Raw genomic sequence first — 15,083 nt, 5'->3', positions numbered from 1 at the left:
GGCTGAGAACGTCCCGGGGCTGTCAGCGCGGCTCCGTAGGATGGCGGCGTGCTGAGGACGATCGACCTGCGGGGCCGTGCGGCGACCGGCGAACGCCTGGACTACGCGACGGTGGTGCCGCGCGCCGCCTTCGACGTCGCGGCCGCCGTCGAGGTGGTCCGGCCCATCTGCGACGACGTGGCTGAGCGCGGGGCCGTCGCGCTGGCGGAGTACTCCGAGCGCTTCGACCACGTGGTGCCGCCGTCGTTCCGGGTGCCGGCCGAGGCCCTGGCCCGCGCCCTGGAGCAGCTCGACCCCGACATCCGCGCCGCGTTCGAGGAGTCCACCCGGCGCCGGCGGCTCGTCAGCGAGGCCGAGCTCGGGGAGCGGGCCGTCGAGGTCCAGGTCGCCCCGGGCGCCCAGGTCACCCAGAAGATGGTCCCGGTCCGCCGCGTCGGGCTCTACGTGCCGGGCGGGCTCGCCCCGCTGGCCTCCAGCGTGATCATGAACGTCGTCCCGGCCCAGGTGGCGGGCGTGCGGTCCATCGCCGTCGCCTCCCCGCCCCAGCGCGAGTTCGGCGGGCTGCCGCACCCCAGCATCCTGGCGCTCTGCCACCTGCTGGGGGTCGAGGAGGTCTACGCCGTCGGCGGGGCCCAGGCCGTCGCCATGTTCGGCTACGGCGTGCCGGGCCTGTGCCCGCGCGTCGACCTGGTGACCGGCCCGGGCAACATCTACGTCGTGGCCGCCAAGCGGCTGCTCAAGGGCCGCGTCGGCATCGACTCCGAGGCCGGCACCACCGAGATCGCGGTGCTGGCCGACGACTCGGCGAACCCGGTGCACGTCGCCGCCGACCTCATCAGCCAGGCCGAGCACGACCCGATGGCCGCCGCCGTCCTGGTCACCGACTCCCCGGAGCTGGCCGCGGCCGTCGAGGCCGAGCTGCCCGAGCAGGTGGCCGCCACCAAGCACGCCGACCGGATCCGCACCGCCCTCGGCGGGGTGCAGTCGGCCGTCATCCTCGTCGACGACGTGGAGCAGGGCCTCGACGTGGTGGACGCCTACGCCGCCGAGCACCTGGAGATCCAGACCCGCGACGCCGCGGCGGTCGCCGCCCGCGTGCAGAACGCCGGGGCGATCTTCGTCGGGCCCTGGTCCCCGGTCTCGCTGGGCGACTACTCCGCCGGCAGCACCCACGTCCTGCCGACGGCCGGCTGCGCCTGCCACTCCTCGGGGCTCAACGTCAAGAGCTTCCTCAAGGCCGTGCACGTCGTCACCTACTCCGAGCAGGCGCTGTCCGACGTCGCCCGGCACGTCGAGGTGTTCGCCGACGCCGAGGACCTGCCCGCGCACGGCGCTGCTGTCAGCCGGAGGATCCCCCGGTGACCGCGACCGCCGCCGGCACGGCCAGCCCCGCGCTGGCCGACCTGCCGCTGCGCCCCGAGCTGGTGGGGGAGGAGCCCTACGGCGCCCCGCAGCTCGACGTCCCCGTCTGCCTCAACGTCAACGAGAACCCGTACCCGCCCAGCCCGGCGGTCGTGGCCGAGATCGCCACCGCCGTCGCGCACGCGGCCGGCTCGATGAACCGCTACCCCGACCGCGACGCCCTGGGCCTGCGCGGCGACCTGGCCCGCTACCTCGGCCACGGCCTGGGGGCCGAGCAGGTCTGGGCGGCCAACGGGAGCAACGAGGTGATGACGCACGTCCTGCAGGCCTTCGGCGGGCCCGGCCGGACGGTGCTGTCCTTCGCCCCGACCTACTCGATGTACCCCGAGTACGCCCGGAACACCCACACGGCCTGGGTCACCGCGCCCCGGACGGCCGACTTCCGGATCGACGCGGCCGCGGCCGTCGCGGCGATCGCCGAGCACGCCCCGGACGTCGTCCTGGTGACCAGCCCGAACAACCCCACCGGCACGGCGGTCGACCTGGCCACGGTGCGCGCGATCTGCGACGCCGCCCCAGGCGTCGTCGTCGTCGACGAGGCCTACGTCGAGTTCGCCCGCAGCGGCACGCCCAGCGCGCTGGAGCTGCTGCCGGCGTACCCGCGGCTCGCCGTGAGCCGGACGATGTCGAAGGCCTTCGCCTTCGCCGGCGGCCGGCTCGGCTACCTCGCCGCCGCCCCGGCCTTCGTCGACGCGCTGCGCGTCGTCCGGCTGCCCTACCACCTCTCCGGCGTCACCCAGGCCGTCGCCCGGGTCGCGCTGGCGCACGCGCCCGAGATGCTCGCCGCCGTCGACCAGCTGCGGGTCGCGCGTGACGAGGTCGCCGGCTGGCTGGCCGGCCAGGGCCTCGCGGTGGCCGAGTCCGACGCCAACTTCGTCCTCTTCGGCCGCTTCGCCGACCGGCACGCCGTCTGGCAGGCGCTGCTGGACCGCGGTGTGCTGATCCGCGAGACCGGCCCCGCCGGCTGGCTGCGGGTCTCGGCCGGCAGCCCGGCCGAGATGGACGCCTTCACCACCGCCCTCGCCGAGGTGCTGGCGACGCCCGCCGCGCGCCGCGCCCCCGACCCCCAGGGAGACCCCCGATGACCGAGCGCCGCGCCCGGACCGCCACGATCGAGCGGATCACGTCGGAGTCGATCGTCCGGCTGAGCCTGGACCTCGACGGCACCGGGGAGTCGAGGATCTCCACCGGCGTCGGCTTCTACGACCACATGCTCACCGCGCTGGCCCGGCACGCGCTCGTCGACCTCGAGGTCGAGAGCACCGGCGACCTGCACATCGACGCCCACCACACCGTCGAGGACACCGCGATCGTGCTCGGCCAGGCGCTCCGCGAGGCGCTGGGCGACAAGCGCGGCATCCGTCGCTTCGGCGACGCGATGGTGCCGCTCGACGAGGCGCTGGCCTCCGCCGTCGTCGACGTCTCCGGCCGGCCGTACTGCGTGCACACCGGCGAGCCGGAGGGCCAGGCCTTCGCCCGGATCGGCGGCGGCACCCCGGCCGGTCCGGGCGCCCGCGACAGCGTCCCCTACACCGGCTCGCTGACCCGGCACGTCATGGAGACGCTGGCCTTCCACGCCCACCTCTGCCTGCACCTCACGCTGGTCGCCGGCCGCGACCCGCACCACATCGTCGAGGCGCAGTTCAAGGCCGTGGCCCGCGCCCTGCGCGACGCCGTCGCCTACGACCCCCGGGTGACCGGGGTGCCCAGCACGAAGGGATCCCTGTGACCGACCGCAAGACCGTCGTCGTCCTCGACTACGGCTCCGGCAACCTGCGCTCGGCCGAGCGCGCCGTCGCGCACGCCGGGGTCGCCGTCGTCGTCACCGCCGACACCGAGCAGGCCCTGGCCGCCGACGGCCTCGTGGTGCCCGGCGTCGGCGCCTTCGCCGCCTGCATGGCCGGGCTGACCGACGTCGGCGGGCCCGGGCTGATCGCCCGCCGGGTGGCGGACGGGAAGCCGACGCTGGCCATCTGCGTCGGCCACCAGGTGCTGTTCGACGCCGGCATCGAGCACGGCGTCCGCGCCGCCGGCTGCTCCGTCTGGCCCGGCCTGGTCGAGCAGCTGACCGCCCGCCGGCTGCCGCACATGGGCTGGAACACCGTCGAGCCGGCCGCCGGCAGCGGGCTGTTCGCCGGCCTGGAGGACGAGCGCTTCTACTTCGTGCACTCCTACGGGGTGCGCGTGCTCGAGGAGACCCTCGACCGCAAGGTCACCTGGGCCGAGCACGAGGGCGACCGCTTCGTCGCCGCCGTCGAGGAGGGCCCGCTGTGGTCCACCCAGTTCCACCCCGAGAAGTCGGGGGAGGCGGGCACCGGCCTGCTGCGCAACTGGGTCGCCACGCTGTGAGCCCGGCCCGGTGAGCGTCTCGCCGTCGGTCCTGTTCGACCTCGGCGGCGTCGTCGTCGGCTGGGACCCGGCCGGCGCCTACGCCGGCGTGCTGGCCGAGCCCGAGGTGGCGGGCTTCCTGGAGCGCACCGGCTTCGGGACCTGGAACCGGGCCGCCGACGCCGGCCGGCCCTTCGCCGAGATCGAGGCCGAGCTGCTCGGCCGCTTCCCCGACGAGGGCGCCGCCATCGCGGCCTACCGCGCGAACTTCGGCCGCACCCTGACCGGGCTGGTGCCCGGCACCGGCGCCGTGCTCGCCGAGCTGCAGCAGGCCGGCGTGACCTGCGCCGCGCTGACCAACTGGTCGGCGGAGACCTTCCCGGTGGCCCAGCAGCGGTTCGGGCTGCTGCGCCGGTTCGTCGGCGTGCTGGTCTCCGGCGCCGAGCGGCTGGCCAAGCCCGACCCGGCGATCTTCCGGCTGGCGCTGGAGCGCTTCGACCTCGACCCGGCGGGCTGCGTCTTCGTCGACGACTCCCCGGCCAACGTCGAGGCGGCGGCCGAGCTCGGGATGACGGGCCTGCCCTTCACCGGCGCGGACCGTTTCCGGGCCGACCTGGAGCGGCTCGGCCTGCTGGGGCCGCGCCGCCCGCCGGCGGCACCGGTGCTGCACCTCACCGAGGCAGCCGTCTGGGAGCGGGCCCGGGAAGCGGGCTCCTACCCGTGGTCGGGCCGGACGGGGACGTACGAGTCGGAGGGCTTCGTGCACGCCGGGTTCGCCGACCAGGTGGACGGCACCCGCGACCGCAAGTACGCCGACCTGCCCGACGACGCCCTCGTGGTGCTGGAGCTGGACGCGACGACCCTCTCGGTCCCGGTCGTGGTCGAGGACCTCGGCGCCGGGCCCTTCCCGCACCTCTACGGCCCCCTCCCGGTCGAGGAGGTCGTCGCCGTCCACCCCTACGCCTCGGCCTCCTGGCGCCCCGCGCCCTGACCTCACCGCTCCCTGAGCCTGCCGAAGGGCTCGACCCCGCTCCCTGAGCCTGTCGAAGGGCCTGCGACGAGCTCAGGCAGCGGTGGACCAGCGCAGGCAGCCGGGGACGAGCTCAGGGAGCGCCGACGGCGACACGACACGAGGCGTTCGGCTCCTGTTCACCCACCGGAACTAGCGTCGCGGCTCCCTGACCCCGGCGGACGGAACCTGATGCGACGCGCCCTCTTCGTGGCTGCCTTCGACTCCCAGCTCAAGTGGTGCGCCCGCATCCGCGACGAGCTCGAGGCCCGCGGCTTCGCCTCCGAGGTGGTGGTGCCCGACGTCCGCTCGGCCCTCTCGCCGGGCCAGATCGAGGCGGCCGGCTTCACCGACGTCGAGACGGTCAGCTGGGACGAGCTCCTGGAGCGGGCGCTCGCGGCCGACGCCGTCGTCTGCAGCCTGTCCGGGCCGTTCACCAAGGCGCTGCTCTTCGACCTCGCCGACCGCCTCGAGGGCTCCGGCACGCCGGGCCCGGTCGTGGTCAGCGGCTGGGTCGGCGTGATCATCGAGAAGATCACCGCCGGCTACCTCGACCGCTGCGGCTCCGACGTCGTGGCCGTGAACTCCGTCGAGGACCTCGAGCACTTCCGCCGTGCGGCGGCCGCCCTGGCGCTGCCGACGGACAACCTGCTGCTGACCGGCCTGCCCTTCCTGAGCGGTGACCCGGCACCGGCCCGCACCGAGGTCCGCCGGCTGCTGTTCGCCGACCAGCCGACGGTGCCCAGCTCGGCCGCGGAGCGCCGCTTCCTCTACGACGGCGCCCTCGCCTACGCGCGCGCCCACCCCGACCGCGAGGTGCTGCTCAAGCCGCGGCACCGCCCGGACGAGGACACCTTCCACCGGATGCGGCACCACCCCGAGGTCCTGCTGGCCGGCGCCGAGCTGCCGCCGAACTTCCGCGTCGACTACACCTCGGTGGCCGAGCTGCTGCCCGACGTCGACCTGCTGGTCACCGTGTCCTCCACCGCCTGCCTGGAGGCGATCGACCACGGCTGCCGGGTGGCGCTGGTCCTCGACCTCGGTGTCCACGAGCGCTACGGCAACCAGGTGTTCCTGGGCAGCGGGCTGCTGCGCACCTGGGAGGAGATCACCGCCGACCAGCTGGGCACCCCGCGGCCGGACTGGCTCGCGTCCTACTTCTTCCGACCCGAGCGCACCGCCACCCAGACCGTCGCCGACCGCGTCGAGGAGCTGCTGGCCAGCGGGGAGCGGCCGGCGGCCGCGGTCCGCGGGTCGGACTACTTCCGCAGCGCGGCCAGCTACCACCGGACCCTGCCGAAGCCGGCGCCGCCCGCCCCGCCCGTCCCGAAGCCGGCCCCGCCGCGCCGCCGGCTGCGGGGGCGCGACTTCGTCCCCCCGGTGCTGCACCGACCGCTGGCCCGGGTGCGCCGCGAGGTGCGGCCCGCGGCCGGCCGGCTGGTCGGCGCGGTCAGCGGGCGGCGCGCGCCGTCGGGCCCCGACGCAGCAGACGTCTGACCCGGCGGCGGACCGGCCGCAGCGCCCGGCGCGCGGCCTGCTCCCAGCCGGGCACCGGGGCCGGCACCGGCGCCGGGGGCACCTCGACGACCACGGGCGCGGGCAGCCGGCCGGGCAGGTCCAGCAGCGTCAGCCGGCGCCGCCGGAAGTAGCGGCCCAGCACGGGCCAGTGCGTCCGCAGGAAGGCCTCGGCGCCGGGCCTCAGCGCGGGGTAGCGCTCGGGCTGCATGCAGTAGCTGACCGCCCGGACGAGCGCGCCGATCGCGACCTCGCCGCGCGCGGCGGGCCCGGGCACCACCGAGCGGGTCAGGTCGGGGAGCCAGGCGTCGACGACCGTCAGCGGCACCCGGTTGCTGTTCTCGTAGGGCTTGAGCCGCTCCATCAGCAGCTCGGTCCCGACCCGCGCGGCCGGCAGGTCGTAGAGGCTGGACGCGGTCATCAGCGCCGTGGAGAAGCAGCCGACGACGAGGCCCACCGAGGGGCTGCGGAACCAGGCCTCCACCAGCGCCGGTCCGTCGACGAAGGTCAGCTCCACGCCCAGCCGGGCGGCCTCGTGCTGCAGCTGGGCGCCGTGGGCGGGCGGGGCCCCGGGGTGCGGCTTGACCACCATCCGGGTGAAGCCGGCCGCGGCGGTGTGCCGGACCATGGCCCGCACCAGGGTCGCCTCCTCCTCGGCGGAGACGAGGTCGAGGGCCGCCAGGTACTGGCCGAGCACGACGGCGACGCTCCGCGCGGGTGCGTCGGCGACCGCCGCCGGCGGGGGGTCCAGGGTGGCGACGACCGTGCGGAAGGACTCCGACGAGATGGTCTGCGCCGGGACGCCGAACTCGGTGAGCAGGACCGGTACCAGGCCGGGGACGAGGTCCAGGTGCAGGAGCCGCTCGAGCCGGCAGGCGACCTGCGCGGGGATGGTGTCGCGCGTCGGCCCGTAGCTCATCAGCCCGTCGGCGTAGACGTCGACCCGGGCGTCGGCGAAGATCCGGCACAGGGTCAGCGACGGCGCGGTCCACACGCACTCGACGACGAGGTGGACGTCCCCCTCGAGGTCCCAGCTGCGACGCACCATCCGCTCCAGCAGCGGCAGGTCGGCCGCGCGCGGGCGCCACAGCGACGGGTGCTGCGGGGCGATCAGCTGGTTGTAGTCGTGCACCGCGTCGAAGCGCGCGGCCAGCCGGTCGACGCCGGCCACCTCGGTGACCGCCACCGCGGCCTCCGGGACCGCCGCGTTGGTGCTGAGCACGAGGACGCGCCGGTCGGCGGCGTCGAAGAGCCCGTCCTCCAGGGCCGCGGTGAGGGTTGCCAACCCGAAGGCCGTCGAGGCGACGAAGACCTGCGTCGTCACGCCGCCACCCCCTGCAGCGCGCGCAGCCGGTCGGCCCGGTCGGGGTCGAGGCCGGCGACGACGGCCGCCAGCGGACCCGCCGGCATCCGGCGGAGCGCGGCCCGGCAGCGCTCGTCGAGGACCGCCGCGAGCTCGGGCGCGTACCGCTCGCGGAGGGCCAGGTGGTGCAGCAGGATCGAGCAGTACGAGCGCACGGCCTTGGGCAGCAGCAGCGCGGCGTCGCGGTCCCCGCTCACCAGCTCGAGGATCTGGTCGAAGGCCGGCAGGAAGTCCAGCTGGCGCTCGTCGGCCACCTGGGTCAGCGAGCCCGGCACGCCACGGCGGTAGAACAGGCCGTGCAGGCCCACCACCGCGAAGGAGGCGGCCCGCAGGTGCAGCCGCCAGATCCAGGGCCGGTCCTCGCAGGTGCGCAGCCGCTCGGAGAAGTGCAGGAGCCCGTCGTCGACGAGGCGGCGGTGGTAGATCCCGGCCCAGGCGTAGGGCGCGTCCACGGAGGTGACGCGGTGCACCGGGAGGATCGCGTCCCGCGGCCGGCCGACGACCCCGCGCGGGCCGTGCCCGATCCGGTGGACGGTGCGCTCGCGGCCCTTGACCTGCACGTGGTCGGTGCGGACGAGGTCGCAGCGCAGCCGCTCGGCGACGGCCAGCAGCTGCGGGTAGTAGCCCGGGCCGACGAAGTCGTCGCCGTCCAGGAAGGTGACGTACTCGCTGCCGGCCGCGTCGAGGCCGGCGTTGCGGGCGCCGGCGAGGCCCCGGTTGGCCGGCAGCCGCAGCAGCCGCGCCCCCGGCAGGGTGTCGAGCTGCTCCTCGAGCACCGCCGCGGTGGCGTCGGTGGAGGCGTCGTCGACGAAGAGGAACTCGACGTCGGGGCTGGCGCTGCGTCGCAGGCTCGCGACGGTCTGGCCGACGTAGCGCTCCACGTCGTAGCAGGGGATGACCACGGTCAGGCGTCTCACCGGAGGGACGGTAGGGGACCAGCGGGAGGGCGTCGGGGCCGAACCCGTGGCCGCCCGGTGAACGTTGCCTGTCAGAACGGTGACCGGCGGCGCAGCGCCCGGAGCGCTCGCCCGGCGCGGCCGCGGAGGGCCGGCGCGGGCGCGGGGGCCGGGCGCGCGTCGAGCCGGCGGCCGACCCGCTCGGCCACCCGGTCCGCCAGCCGGTCGAGGTCGCGGTCGTCGAGCCGGGGGCCCGCCGGGGCGGGCTTCGCGCCCAGCCGGCGCAGCCGCAGCACCTCGTGCCCCGCGATGCTCTGGGTGGCGCTGCGCAGGTCCGCGTCGCCGGCGACCAGGTCCTCGACCACCCGCCGGGCCGGCGCCGGGTCGTCGTAGACGCCGTAGAACTTGTGCGGCGTCAGCGCCACCGGGACCAGGCCGCCGGTGAGCACCGCCTCCCACACCGCCGCGGCGACGCCCGGGGTGTGCTCGGAGCGCCAGTCGTCGAGCACGACGACACCGCCGGGGCGCAGCAGCTCCCGGGTGCGTGCGATGTCGGCGCGGACGACGTCGAAGAGGTGCGAGGCGTCGACGTGCACGAAGCGGGCGGTGCCGGGCGCGACGTGGTCGACGACGGTCTCGCTGAGGCCCTCGACGACGGTCGGCAGCTGCGGGTGCAGGGCCCGGTAGTTCTGCTCGAAGGTCTGCCGGGTCAGCGTGCGGTAGGAGCCGTCCACCTCGGCCCGGTTCGCGTCGGCCACCGCGGAGCCGGGCAGCAGGTCGGTCCGGCCGAACAGGTCGACCACCACGAGCTCCTCGCCCGGGCGGACGTGCTCGCCGATCACCACGGCGCTCTTGCCGAGGTAGGCCCCGATCTCCACCAGCACCCCCGGCGGGCTCGCGGCCTGGGAGCGCAGCAGGGCGCGGAAGAGGAGGTAGTCGAGCCAGTAGAACCAGCCCGGGATGTCGGTGAACCCGCGCACGGGACCGCGCGGTCGGTCGAGCGGGGGCGCGTCCCCCGGGGCTGCGGTCACCCCCGGTACTGTGCCGGAGCAGGCCGGGCGCGCACGAGGACCGCGGTCTGAACAGCGGGTGAACGACCGTGGCCCGCCGCGGGGACCGGAGGTCGAAGCGTGTGCTGGTGTTCTCCGGGCGTTCAGGTGTCGGCACCCGTCCTGCCACCTCGGCGGCCTACTTTCCGGGCATGACCACTTCCGCACAGCTGCTCCAGGGACCGACGCGACGCCTCGGCGACCGCGTCGTCGGACCGGGCCACCCGGTGTACATCACCGGCGAGATCGGCATCAACCACAACGGCGAGCTCGCGAACGCTTTCGCGCTCATCGACCAGGCCGCCGCCGCCGGCTGCGACGCCGTCAAGTTCCAGAAGCGCACCCCCGAGATCTGCACCCCCCGCGACCAGTGGGACATCGAGCGGGACACCCCCTGGGGCCGGATGACCTACATCGACTACCGGCACCGCGTCGAGTTCGACGCCGACGACTACCGCCAGATCGACGAGCACGCCCGCGCCCGCGGCATCGCCTGGTTCGCCTCGCCGTGGGACGTCGAGGCCGTCGACTTCCTCGAGCAGTTCGACGTGCCGGCCCACAAGGTCGCCTCGGCCTCGCTGACCGACGACGAGCTGCTGCGCCGGCTGCGCGCCACCGGCCGCACGATCATCCTCTCCACCGGCATGTCGACCCCCAAGCAGATCCGGCACGCCGTGGAGGTGCTGGGCAGCGAGAACATCGTCATGTGCCACGCCACGAGCACCTACCCGGCCAAGCCGACCGAGCTGAACCTGCGGATGATCCACACCCTGCAGTCGGAGTTCCCCAACGTCCCGATCGGCTACTCCGGCCACGAGACCGGCCTGCAGACCACGCTGGCCGCCGTCGCCCTCGGCGCCGTCTTCGTCGAGCGGCACATCACCCTCGACCGCGCGATGTGGGGCTCGGACCAGTCCGCCTCGGTGGAGCCCCCCGGCCTGCAGCGGCTCGTCCGCGACGTCCGGATCATCACCGAGTCCCTCGGCGACGGGGTCAAGAAGATCTACGACGGCGAGCTCGCCGCGATGAAGAAGCTGCGCCGGGTGCAGGACAGCAGCGAGCCGCAGCTCGCGAGCACGGGCAGCTGACCGTGCGCTCGTCGGCCCTGGTGGAGAGCCCCGCCCAGCTGCTGAACGTGGTCGAGTGGGCCCACCAGGCCGGCGAGCCCCGGGACGACCTCACCGTCATCGTCCTGGCCCCGACGAACGAGGCCTCGCGCCGCCAGCTGCGGGCGATGTCCGCGCTGGCCCGCGAGGACGGCCTCGAGGTGCTCTGGCACGAGCCGCGGCTGGGCGGTGCGGCGACCGCCCGCACCGTCCGGTCCCTGGCCAGCGAGCTGTCCGGGATCGAGCGGCTCGTCGTCGGGGACCCGTTCTCCGGCGTCCTGCAGGTGGTGATGAGCATCAGCCGGGCGCCCGAGGTGGTGATCGTCGACGACGGCACCGCCACCCTGGAGTTCGCGCGGCAGTGGGTGGCGGGGGAGCACCTGTCGCGCTGGCACACCGTCGCCACCCCCGGCCAGCGGCGCCAGATCAGCCAGCTGGCCCGCGACCAGATCTCCGGCTCGGTCCGCCGCCGGATCGGTCCGGAGTCCGGCTGCCGGCTGCGGCTGTTCACCAGCCTCGACGTCGAGCTGCCCCGGGTCGAGGTGGGCCGCAACACCTTCGGCTGGGTGCGGTCCCGCTTCCCGGTGCCCGAGGTCAAGCTCGGCTCCGACCTCATCGGCACCTCGCTGGTGGAGACCGGCGTCGTCGACGCCGAGTCCTACCACGGCGGCGTCGCCAGCCTCGTCGAGCAGTACGCCGTCGACCGCTACTTCGCCCACCGCAAGGAGTCCGACGCCAAGCTCGCCCGGATCGAGGGCCTCGGCGTCGAGGTCGTCCGGCCCGACCTGCCCCTGGAGATCGCGGCCCGGCTCGGCGTGCTGGCCCGCCGGCTCATCAGCTTCCCCTCCACCGTCGTGCACACCCTGCCGCTCGTGCTCGCCGACACCCCGGCCGAGCTGCTCGTCTGCGACATCGACGAGCGCTGGTACACCGAGCGGGCCACCGCGAACTCGGGCCGCTTCCTCGGCCAGGTGAGCGCCTCCGCCCGCGACCGGTTCGGCCTCGCGGCCGTCGCCTGCTGAGCGCGCCCGGACCCCTCCCGACGGCCTCCCGGGCCCGGCGGACGTGGCCGGTCGGGCGGCGGCGCTCCGGTAGGGTCATCGGGTGAATTCGCAGAACCCGTTGGTGCTGCTGCCCGCCGTCGACGTGTCCGGCGGCCAGGCGGTGCAGCTGGTCCAGGGTCGGCTCGGCTCGGAGAAGGTTTTCGGGGACCCGCGGGCCGCCGCCCAGCGCTGGCAGGACGCCGGCGCGGAGTGGATCCACCTGGTCGACCTCGACGCCGCCTTCGGCCAGGGCAGCAACGCCGAGATCATCGCCGAGATCGTCTCCCACCTGCACCTGGAGGTGGAGCTGTCCGGCGGCATCCGCGACGACGAGACCCTCGAGCGGGCGCTGGCCACCGGTTGCCGGCGGGTCAACATCGGCACCGCGGCCCTCGAGCGCCCGGAGTGGTGCGAGGAGGTCATCCGCACCCACGGCGACCGGATCGCCATCGGCCTCGACGTCCGCGGCACCCGGCTCGCCGCCCGGGGCTGGACGTCGGAGGGCGGTGAGCTCGACGAGACCCTCGACCGCCTCGACCGCGCCGGCTGCTCCCGCTTCGTCGTCACCGACGTCGCCTCCGACGGGATGCTGAGCGGCCCCAACCTCGACCTGCTGCGGCACGTCTGCGCGCGGACCGAGGCGCCCGTCGTGGCCAGCGGCGGCATCTCGAGCCTGGAGGACCTGGTCGCGCTGCGCGACCTCGTCCCCGTCGGCGTCGAGGGCGCGATCGTCGGCACCGCCCTCTACGTCGGCAACTTCACCATCGAGGAGGCCCTGCGCGCCGCCTCCCTGCCGCTCGCCACCCCCGAGGACCGCACCCCATGACGGCTGTCGCCGACCCCTTCGCCCGCCCCACGGTCGTCCGCGACCCGGCGGACCCCGCCCCCCTGCTCGACGGCCGGCTCCGCGACCTCCTGGCCGGTCGCACCATCGTCATGACCGGGGTGACCGGGTTCATCGGCGAGCAGCTGCTGTGGAAGATCCTCACCGAGCTCCCCGACGCCCGGCCCGCGGTGCTGGTGCGCCGCAAGGGCTCCGCCGCGGCGCGCGACCGGGTGGTCTCGCTGGTGAAGAAGGCGATCTTCGCCGAGGTCCGCGAGGCGGCCGGGGGCGCCGAGGCGCTCGTCGACAGCCGCATCCAGGTCATCGAGGGCGACCTGCCGAACGTTCCCGCGCTACCGCGCGACCTCGACGTGCTGGTCCACTGCGCCGGCGACGTCTCGTTCGACCCGCCGATCGACCAGGCCTTCACCACCAACGTCGTCGGCACCAAGGCGCTGATGGAGCGGATGCTCGAGGCCTGCCGCGACGAGGACGGGACGCCCACCTCGGTCCCGCACTACGTGCACATCTCCACCGCCTACACCGCCGGCCGACGGCGCGGCGCGATCCCGGAGGGTCCGCAGGAGCACAGCGTCGACTACGAGGCCGAGACCGCGGCGGGGCTGGCCATGCGCGAGCTCGTCGAGGCCGAGTCCCGGATGCCCGAGCGGCTCACCGCGCTGCGCAAGGAGGCCGAGCGCCAGCACCGCCGCGCCGGCTACCTGACCACGGCCGCCGACACCGAGCGCCGGCGCACCGAGTGGGTGCAGGCCGAGCTCGTCCGGGCCGGGACCGAGCGCGCCCGCTCGCTGGGCTGGACCGACGTCTACACCTTCACCAAGGCCCTCGGCGAGCGGGTGGTGGCCGACCTGGGTGCCGACATCCGGGTCTCGATCGTGCGGCCCGCCATCGTCGAGTCGTCCTGGGCGCACCCCTACCCGGGGTGGATCGAGGGCTTCAAGATGGCCGAGCCGCTGATCCTGGCCTACGGGCGCGGCGAGCTGCCGGAGTTCCCGGGCTCGCCCGACTCGGTCCTCGACATCGTGCCGTGCGACCTCGTCGTCAACGCCATCGTCGCCGTCTGCGCCAGCGAGCCCGCGGTCGGCCGGCCCGAGTACTACCACGTCAGCTCCGGCGCCCGGAACCCGCTGACGATCGCCGACATGTACAACCACATCCGGCGCTACTTCGCCGAGCACCCGCTCGAGCGGACCGCCAAGCCGGGGGAGCCGCTGCCCGAGTGGGACTTCCCGGGCTCCTCCTCGGTGGGCCGGCTCCTCGTCGCGTCGGAGCTGGCGCACTCGGTGGCCGAGCGCGTGCTCGCCCGCGCGCCCCGCTCGGACCGGGCCCGGCAGGCCGCCCGCAGCCTCGACCGCTTCCGCGGCCGGCTCGACTTCTTCAAGCGCTACCACAGCCTCTACAACGAGTACGCGCAGTCCGAGCTGCACTTCGTCGACGACGCCACGCTGGCCCTGACCCGCTCGCTGCACCCCGACGACGTCGCCACCTTCGCCTTCGACACCGCCGTCTTCGACTGGAAGACCTACATCGAGGACGTGCACTGCCCCTCGATCACCACCTCGGTGCGGCGGATGGACGCCCTGCGCAAGAAGCGCGGGGCCCGGCCGAGCACCATGAAGGACCTCAGCCGGGACACCGCCGGGTCCTCCGCCGTCGCGATCTTCGACCTCGACGGCACGATCATGTCCACCAACGTGGTGGAGCAGTACCTGTGGTCGCGGCTGCCCGAGCTCTCGACCGCCGCCCAGGTGGCCGAGGTCGGCCAGGTCGCCCGCCGGCTGCCCGGCTACCTGCTGGCCGAGCAGCGCGACCGCGGGGACTTCCTGCGTGCGGTCTACCGCCGCTACCGCGGCCTCGACCTCGCCGACCTCGAGCACCGCGTCGACACGACGATGGCCCCGGCCATCCTCAGCCGGGTCTCGCCCGAGGCGCTCGCGCGGATCCAGGAGCACCGGGCCGCCGGCCACACGACGATCCTCATCACCGGGGCCGTCGAGACGCTCACCCGGCCGCTGCGCCAGTACTTCGACGTCGTCGTCGCGGCCGAGCTGGCCACCGACGCCGACGGCCGCTGCACCGGCTTCCTGGCCCGCCCGCCGCTGGTGGGGGAGTCCCGCGCCGCCTGGCTCAAGCACTACGCCTCGCTGCACGGCGTCGACCTCACCCGCAGCTTCGCCTACGCCGACTCCCAGGCCGACCTGCCGATGCTGCAGACCGTCGGGCACCCCGTCGCGGTCAGCCCGGACATCCCGCTGATGCGCGCCGCGGCCCGCAGCCAGTGGTCGACGGTGGAGTGGAAGATCAAGCCGACGACGCCGCGGTGGCGCATCCCGCGGTAATTCTGTCCTCGCTCCGCTCGGACGCGGCGGGGGCTCTGGTCCGCCGACGTCGCCGTCGCCGGTGGACGAAGAACGTGTCCACCGGCTCCTCCTCCGCTCGGCGGCGCCCCCGCCGGTGGTGGTCCCGGGCTGCGGCGCCCCCGCCGGTGGTGGTCGGGTGGGCGGCCTT

General features: G+C 74.9%; 13 protein-coding genes. 10 read left to right on the top strand and 3 right to left on the bottom strand.

The annotated features are described in order from the left end of the window. The first annotated feature begins 48 nt into the window (after nt 1–48). The 6 genes from hisD to JOF54_RS02035 all read left to right on the top strand — a co-directional run bounded on the left by hisD (nt 49) and on the right by JOF54_RS02035 (nt 6,256). Nucleotides 49–1,362, top strand: coding sequence for a histidinol dehydrogenase (gene hisD, locus JOF54_RS02060; RefSeq protein ID WP_210052553.1), 1,314 nt, complete (start codon nt 49–51; stop codon nt 1,360–1,362). Then, nucleotides 1,359–2,507 carry a histidinol-phosphate transaminase gene (locus JOF54_RS02055; protein WP_307803727.1) on the top strand — a complete coding sequence of 383 codons (1,149 nt, stop codon included), beginning with the start codon at nt 1,359–1,361 and terminating at the stop codon, nt 2,505–2,507. Before hisD ends, JOF54_RS02055 begins: the two co-directional genes overlap by 4 nt. Next, nucleotides 2,504–3,151 (top strand): imidazoleglycerol-phosphate dehydratase HisB, encoded by a 648-nt coding sequence (hisB, locus tag JOF54_RS02050; protein WP_210052551.1) that lies wholly within the window; start codon nt 2,504–2,506, stop codon nt 3,149–3,151. Before JOF54_RS02055 ends, hisB begins: the two co-directional genes overlap by 4 nt. Further along, on the top strand, nt 3,148–3,771 hold the full coding sequence (hisH, locus tag JOF54_RS02045) for an imidazole glycerol phosphate synthase subunit HisH (protein WP_210052550.1): 624 nt from the start codon (nt 3,148–3,150) through the stop codon (nt 3,769–3,771). Before hisB ends, hisH begins: the two co-directional genes overlap by 4 nt. Before the next feature lie 10 nt (nt 3,772–3,781). Next, entirely contained in the window at nt 3,782–4,741 is a 960-nt protein-coding gene (locus JOF54_RS02040) for an HAD-IA family hydrolase (RefSeq protein WP_210052547.1), read from the top strand. A gap of 210 nt (nt 4,742–4,951) precedes the next feature. Beyond that, a complete protein-coding gene (locus tag JOF54_RS02035) occupies nt 4,952–6,256 on the top strand; it encodes a DUF6716 putative glycosyltransferase (protein WP_210052545.1) in 1,305 nt (434 codons plus the stop codon). On the opposite strand, the gene JOF54_RS02030 is transcribed toward JOF54_RS02035, so the two are convergent. From JOF54_RS02030 to JOF54_RS02020, 3 genes are all read right to left on the bottom strand, one after another. Further along, nucleotides 6,210–7,598 (bottom strand): polysialyltransferase family glycosyltransferase, encoded by a 1,389-nt coding sequence (locus JOF54_RS02030; protein ID WP_210052543.1) that lies wholly within the window; start codon nt 7,596–7,598, stop codon nt 6,210–6,212. The two genes, JOF54_RS02035 and JOF54_RS02030, sit on opposite strands and share 47 nt — an antisense overlap. After that, on the bottom strand, nt 7,595–8,554 hold the full coding sequence (locus tag JOF54_RS02025) for a glycosyltransferase family 2 protein (RefSeq protein WP_210052541.1): 960 nt from the start codon (nt 8,552–8,554) through the stop codon (nt 7,595–7,597). Before JOF54_RS02025 ends, JOF54_RS02030 begins: the two co-directional genes overlap by 4 nt. 71 nt (nt 8,555–8,625) lie before the next feature. After that, entirely contained in the window at nt 8,626–9,564 is a 939-nt protein-coding gene (locus JOF54_RS02020; RefSeq protein ID WP_210052539.1) for a class I SAM-dependent methyltransferase, read from the bottom strand. Nucleotides 9,565–9,734: 170 nt separating this feature from the next. Here JOF54_RS02020 and JOF54_RS02015 point away from each other — a divergent pair, with 170 nt between their 5' ends. From JOF54_RS02015 to JOF54_RS02000, 4 genes are all read left to right on the top strand, one after another. Continuing rightward, nucleotides 9,735–10,670, top strand: a complete 936-nt coding sequence (locus tag JOF54_RS02015; RefSeq protein WP_210052537.1) for an N-acetylneuraminate synthase family protein — start codon at nt 9,735–9,737, stop codon at nt 10,668–10,670. Between the two features lie 2 nt (nt 10,671–10,672). After that, entirely contained in the window at nt 10,673–11,710 is a 1,038-nt protein-coding gene (locus tag JOF54_RS02010; RefSeq protein ID WP_210052535.1) for a hypothetical protein, read from the top strand. An 82-nt stretch (nt 11,711–11,792) separates the two neighbouring features. Further along, nucleotides 11,793–12,557, top strand: coding sequence for a bifunctional 1-(5-phosphoribosyl)-5-((5-phosphoribosylamino)methylideneamino)imidazole-4-carboxamide isomerase/phosphoribosylanthranilate isomerase PriA (gene priA / locus JOF54_RS02005; RefSeq protein ID WP_210052533.1), 765 nt, complete (start codon nt 11,793–11,795; stop codon nt 12,555–12,557). Next, on the top strand, nt 12,554–14,914 hold the full coding sequence (locus tag JOF54_RS02000) for an HAD-IB family hydrolase (protein ID WP_210052531.1): 2,361 nt from the start codon (nt 12,554–12,556) through the stop codon (nt 14,912–14,914). Before priA ends, JOF54_RS02000 begins: the two co-directional genes overlap by 4 nt. Nucleotides 14,915–15,083: the final 169 nt, after the last annotated feature.

The organism is Microlunatus capsulatus (assembly GCF_017876495.1).
Classification (GTDB): Bacteria; Actinomycetota; Actinomycetes; order Propionibacteriales; family Propionibacteriaceae; genus Microlunatus; species Microlunatus capsulatus.
The sequence above is the reverse complement of the archived record's forward strand: the minus strand, read 5'-3'. Positions and strand labels throughout refer to the sequence as shown.

Excerpts from the sequence above, each read along its gene's own strand:
- hisB (WP_210052551.1), top strand. The coding sequence starts at position 2,504 with ATGACCGAGCGCCGCGCCCGGACCGCCACGATCGAGCGGATCACGTCG.
- JOF54_RS02035 (WP_210052545.1), top strand. The coding sequence starts at position 4,952 with ATGCGACGCGCCCTCTTCGTGGCTGCCTTCGACTCCCAGCTCAAGTGG.
- JOF54_RS02015 (WP_210052537.1), top strand. The coding sequence starts at position 9,735 with ATGACCACTTCCGCACAGCTGCTCCAGGGACCGACGCGACGCCTCGGC.
- JOF54_RS02000 (WP_210052531.1), top strand. The coding sequence starts at position 12,554 with ATGACGGCTGTCGCCGACCCCTTCGCCCGCCCCACGGTCGTCCGCGAC.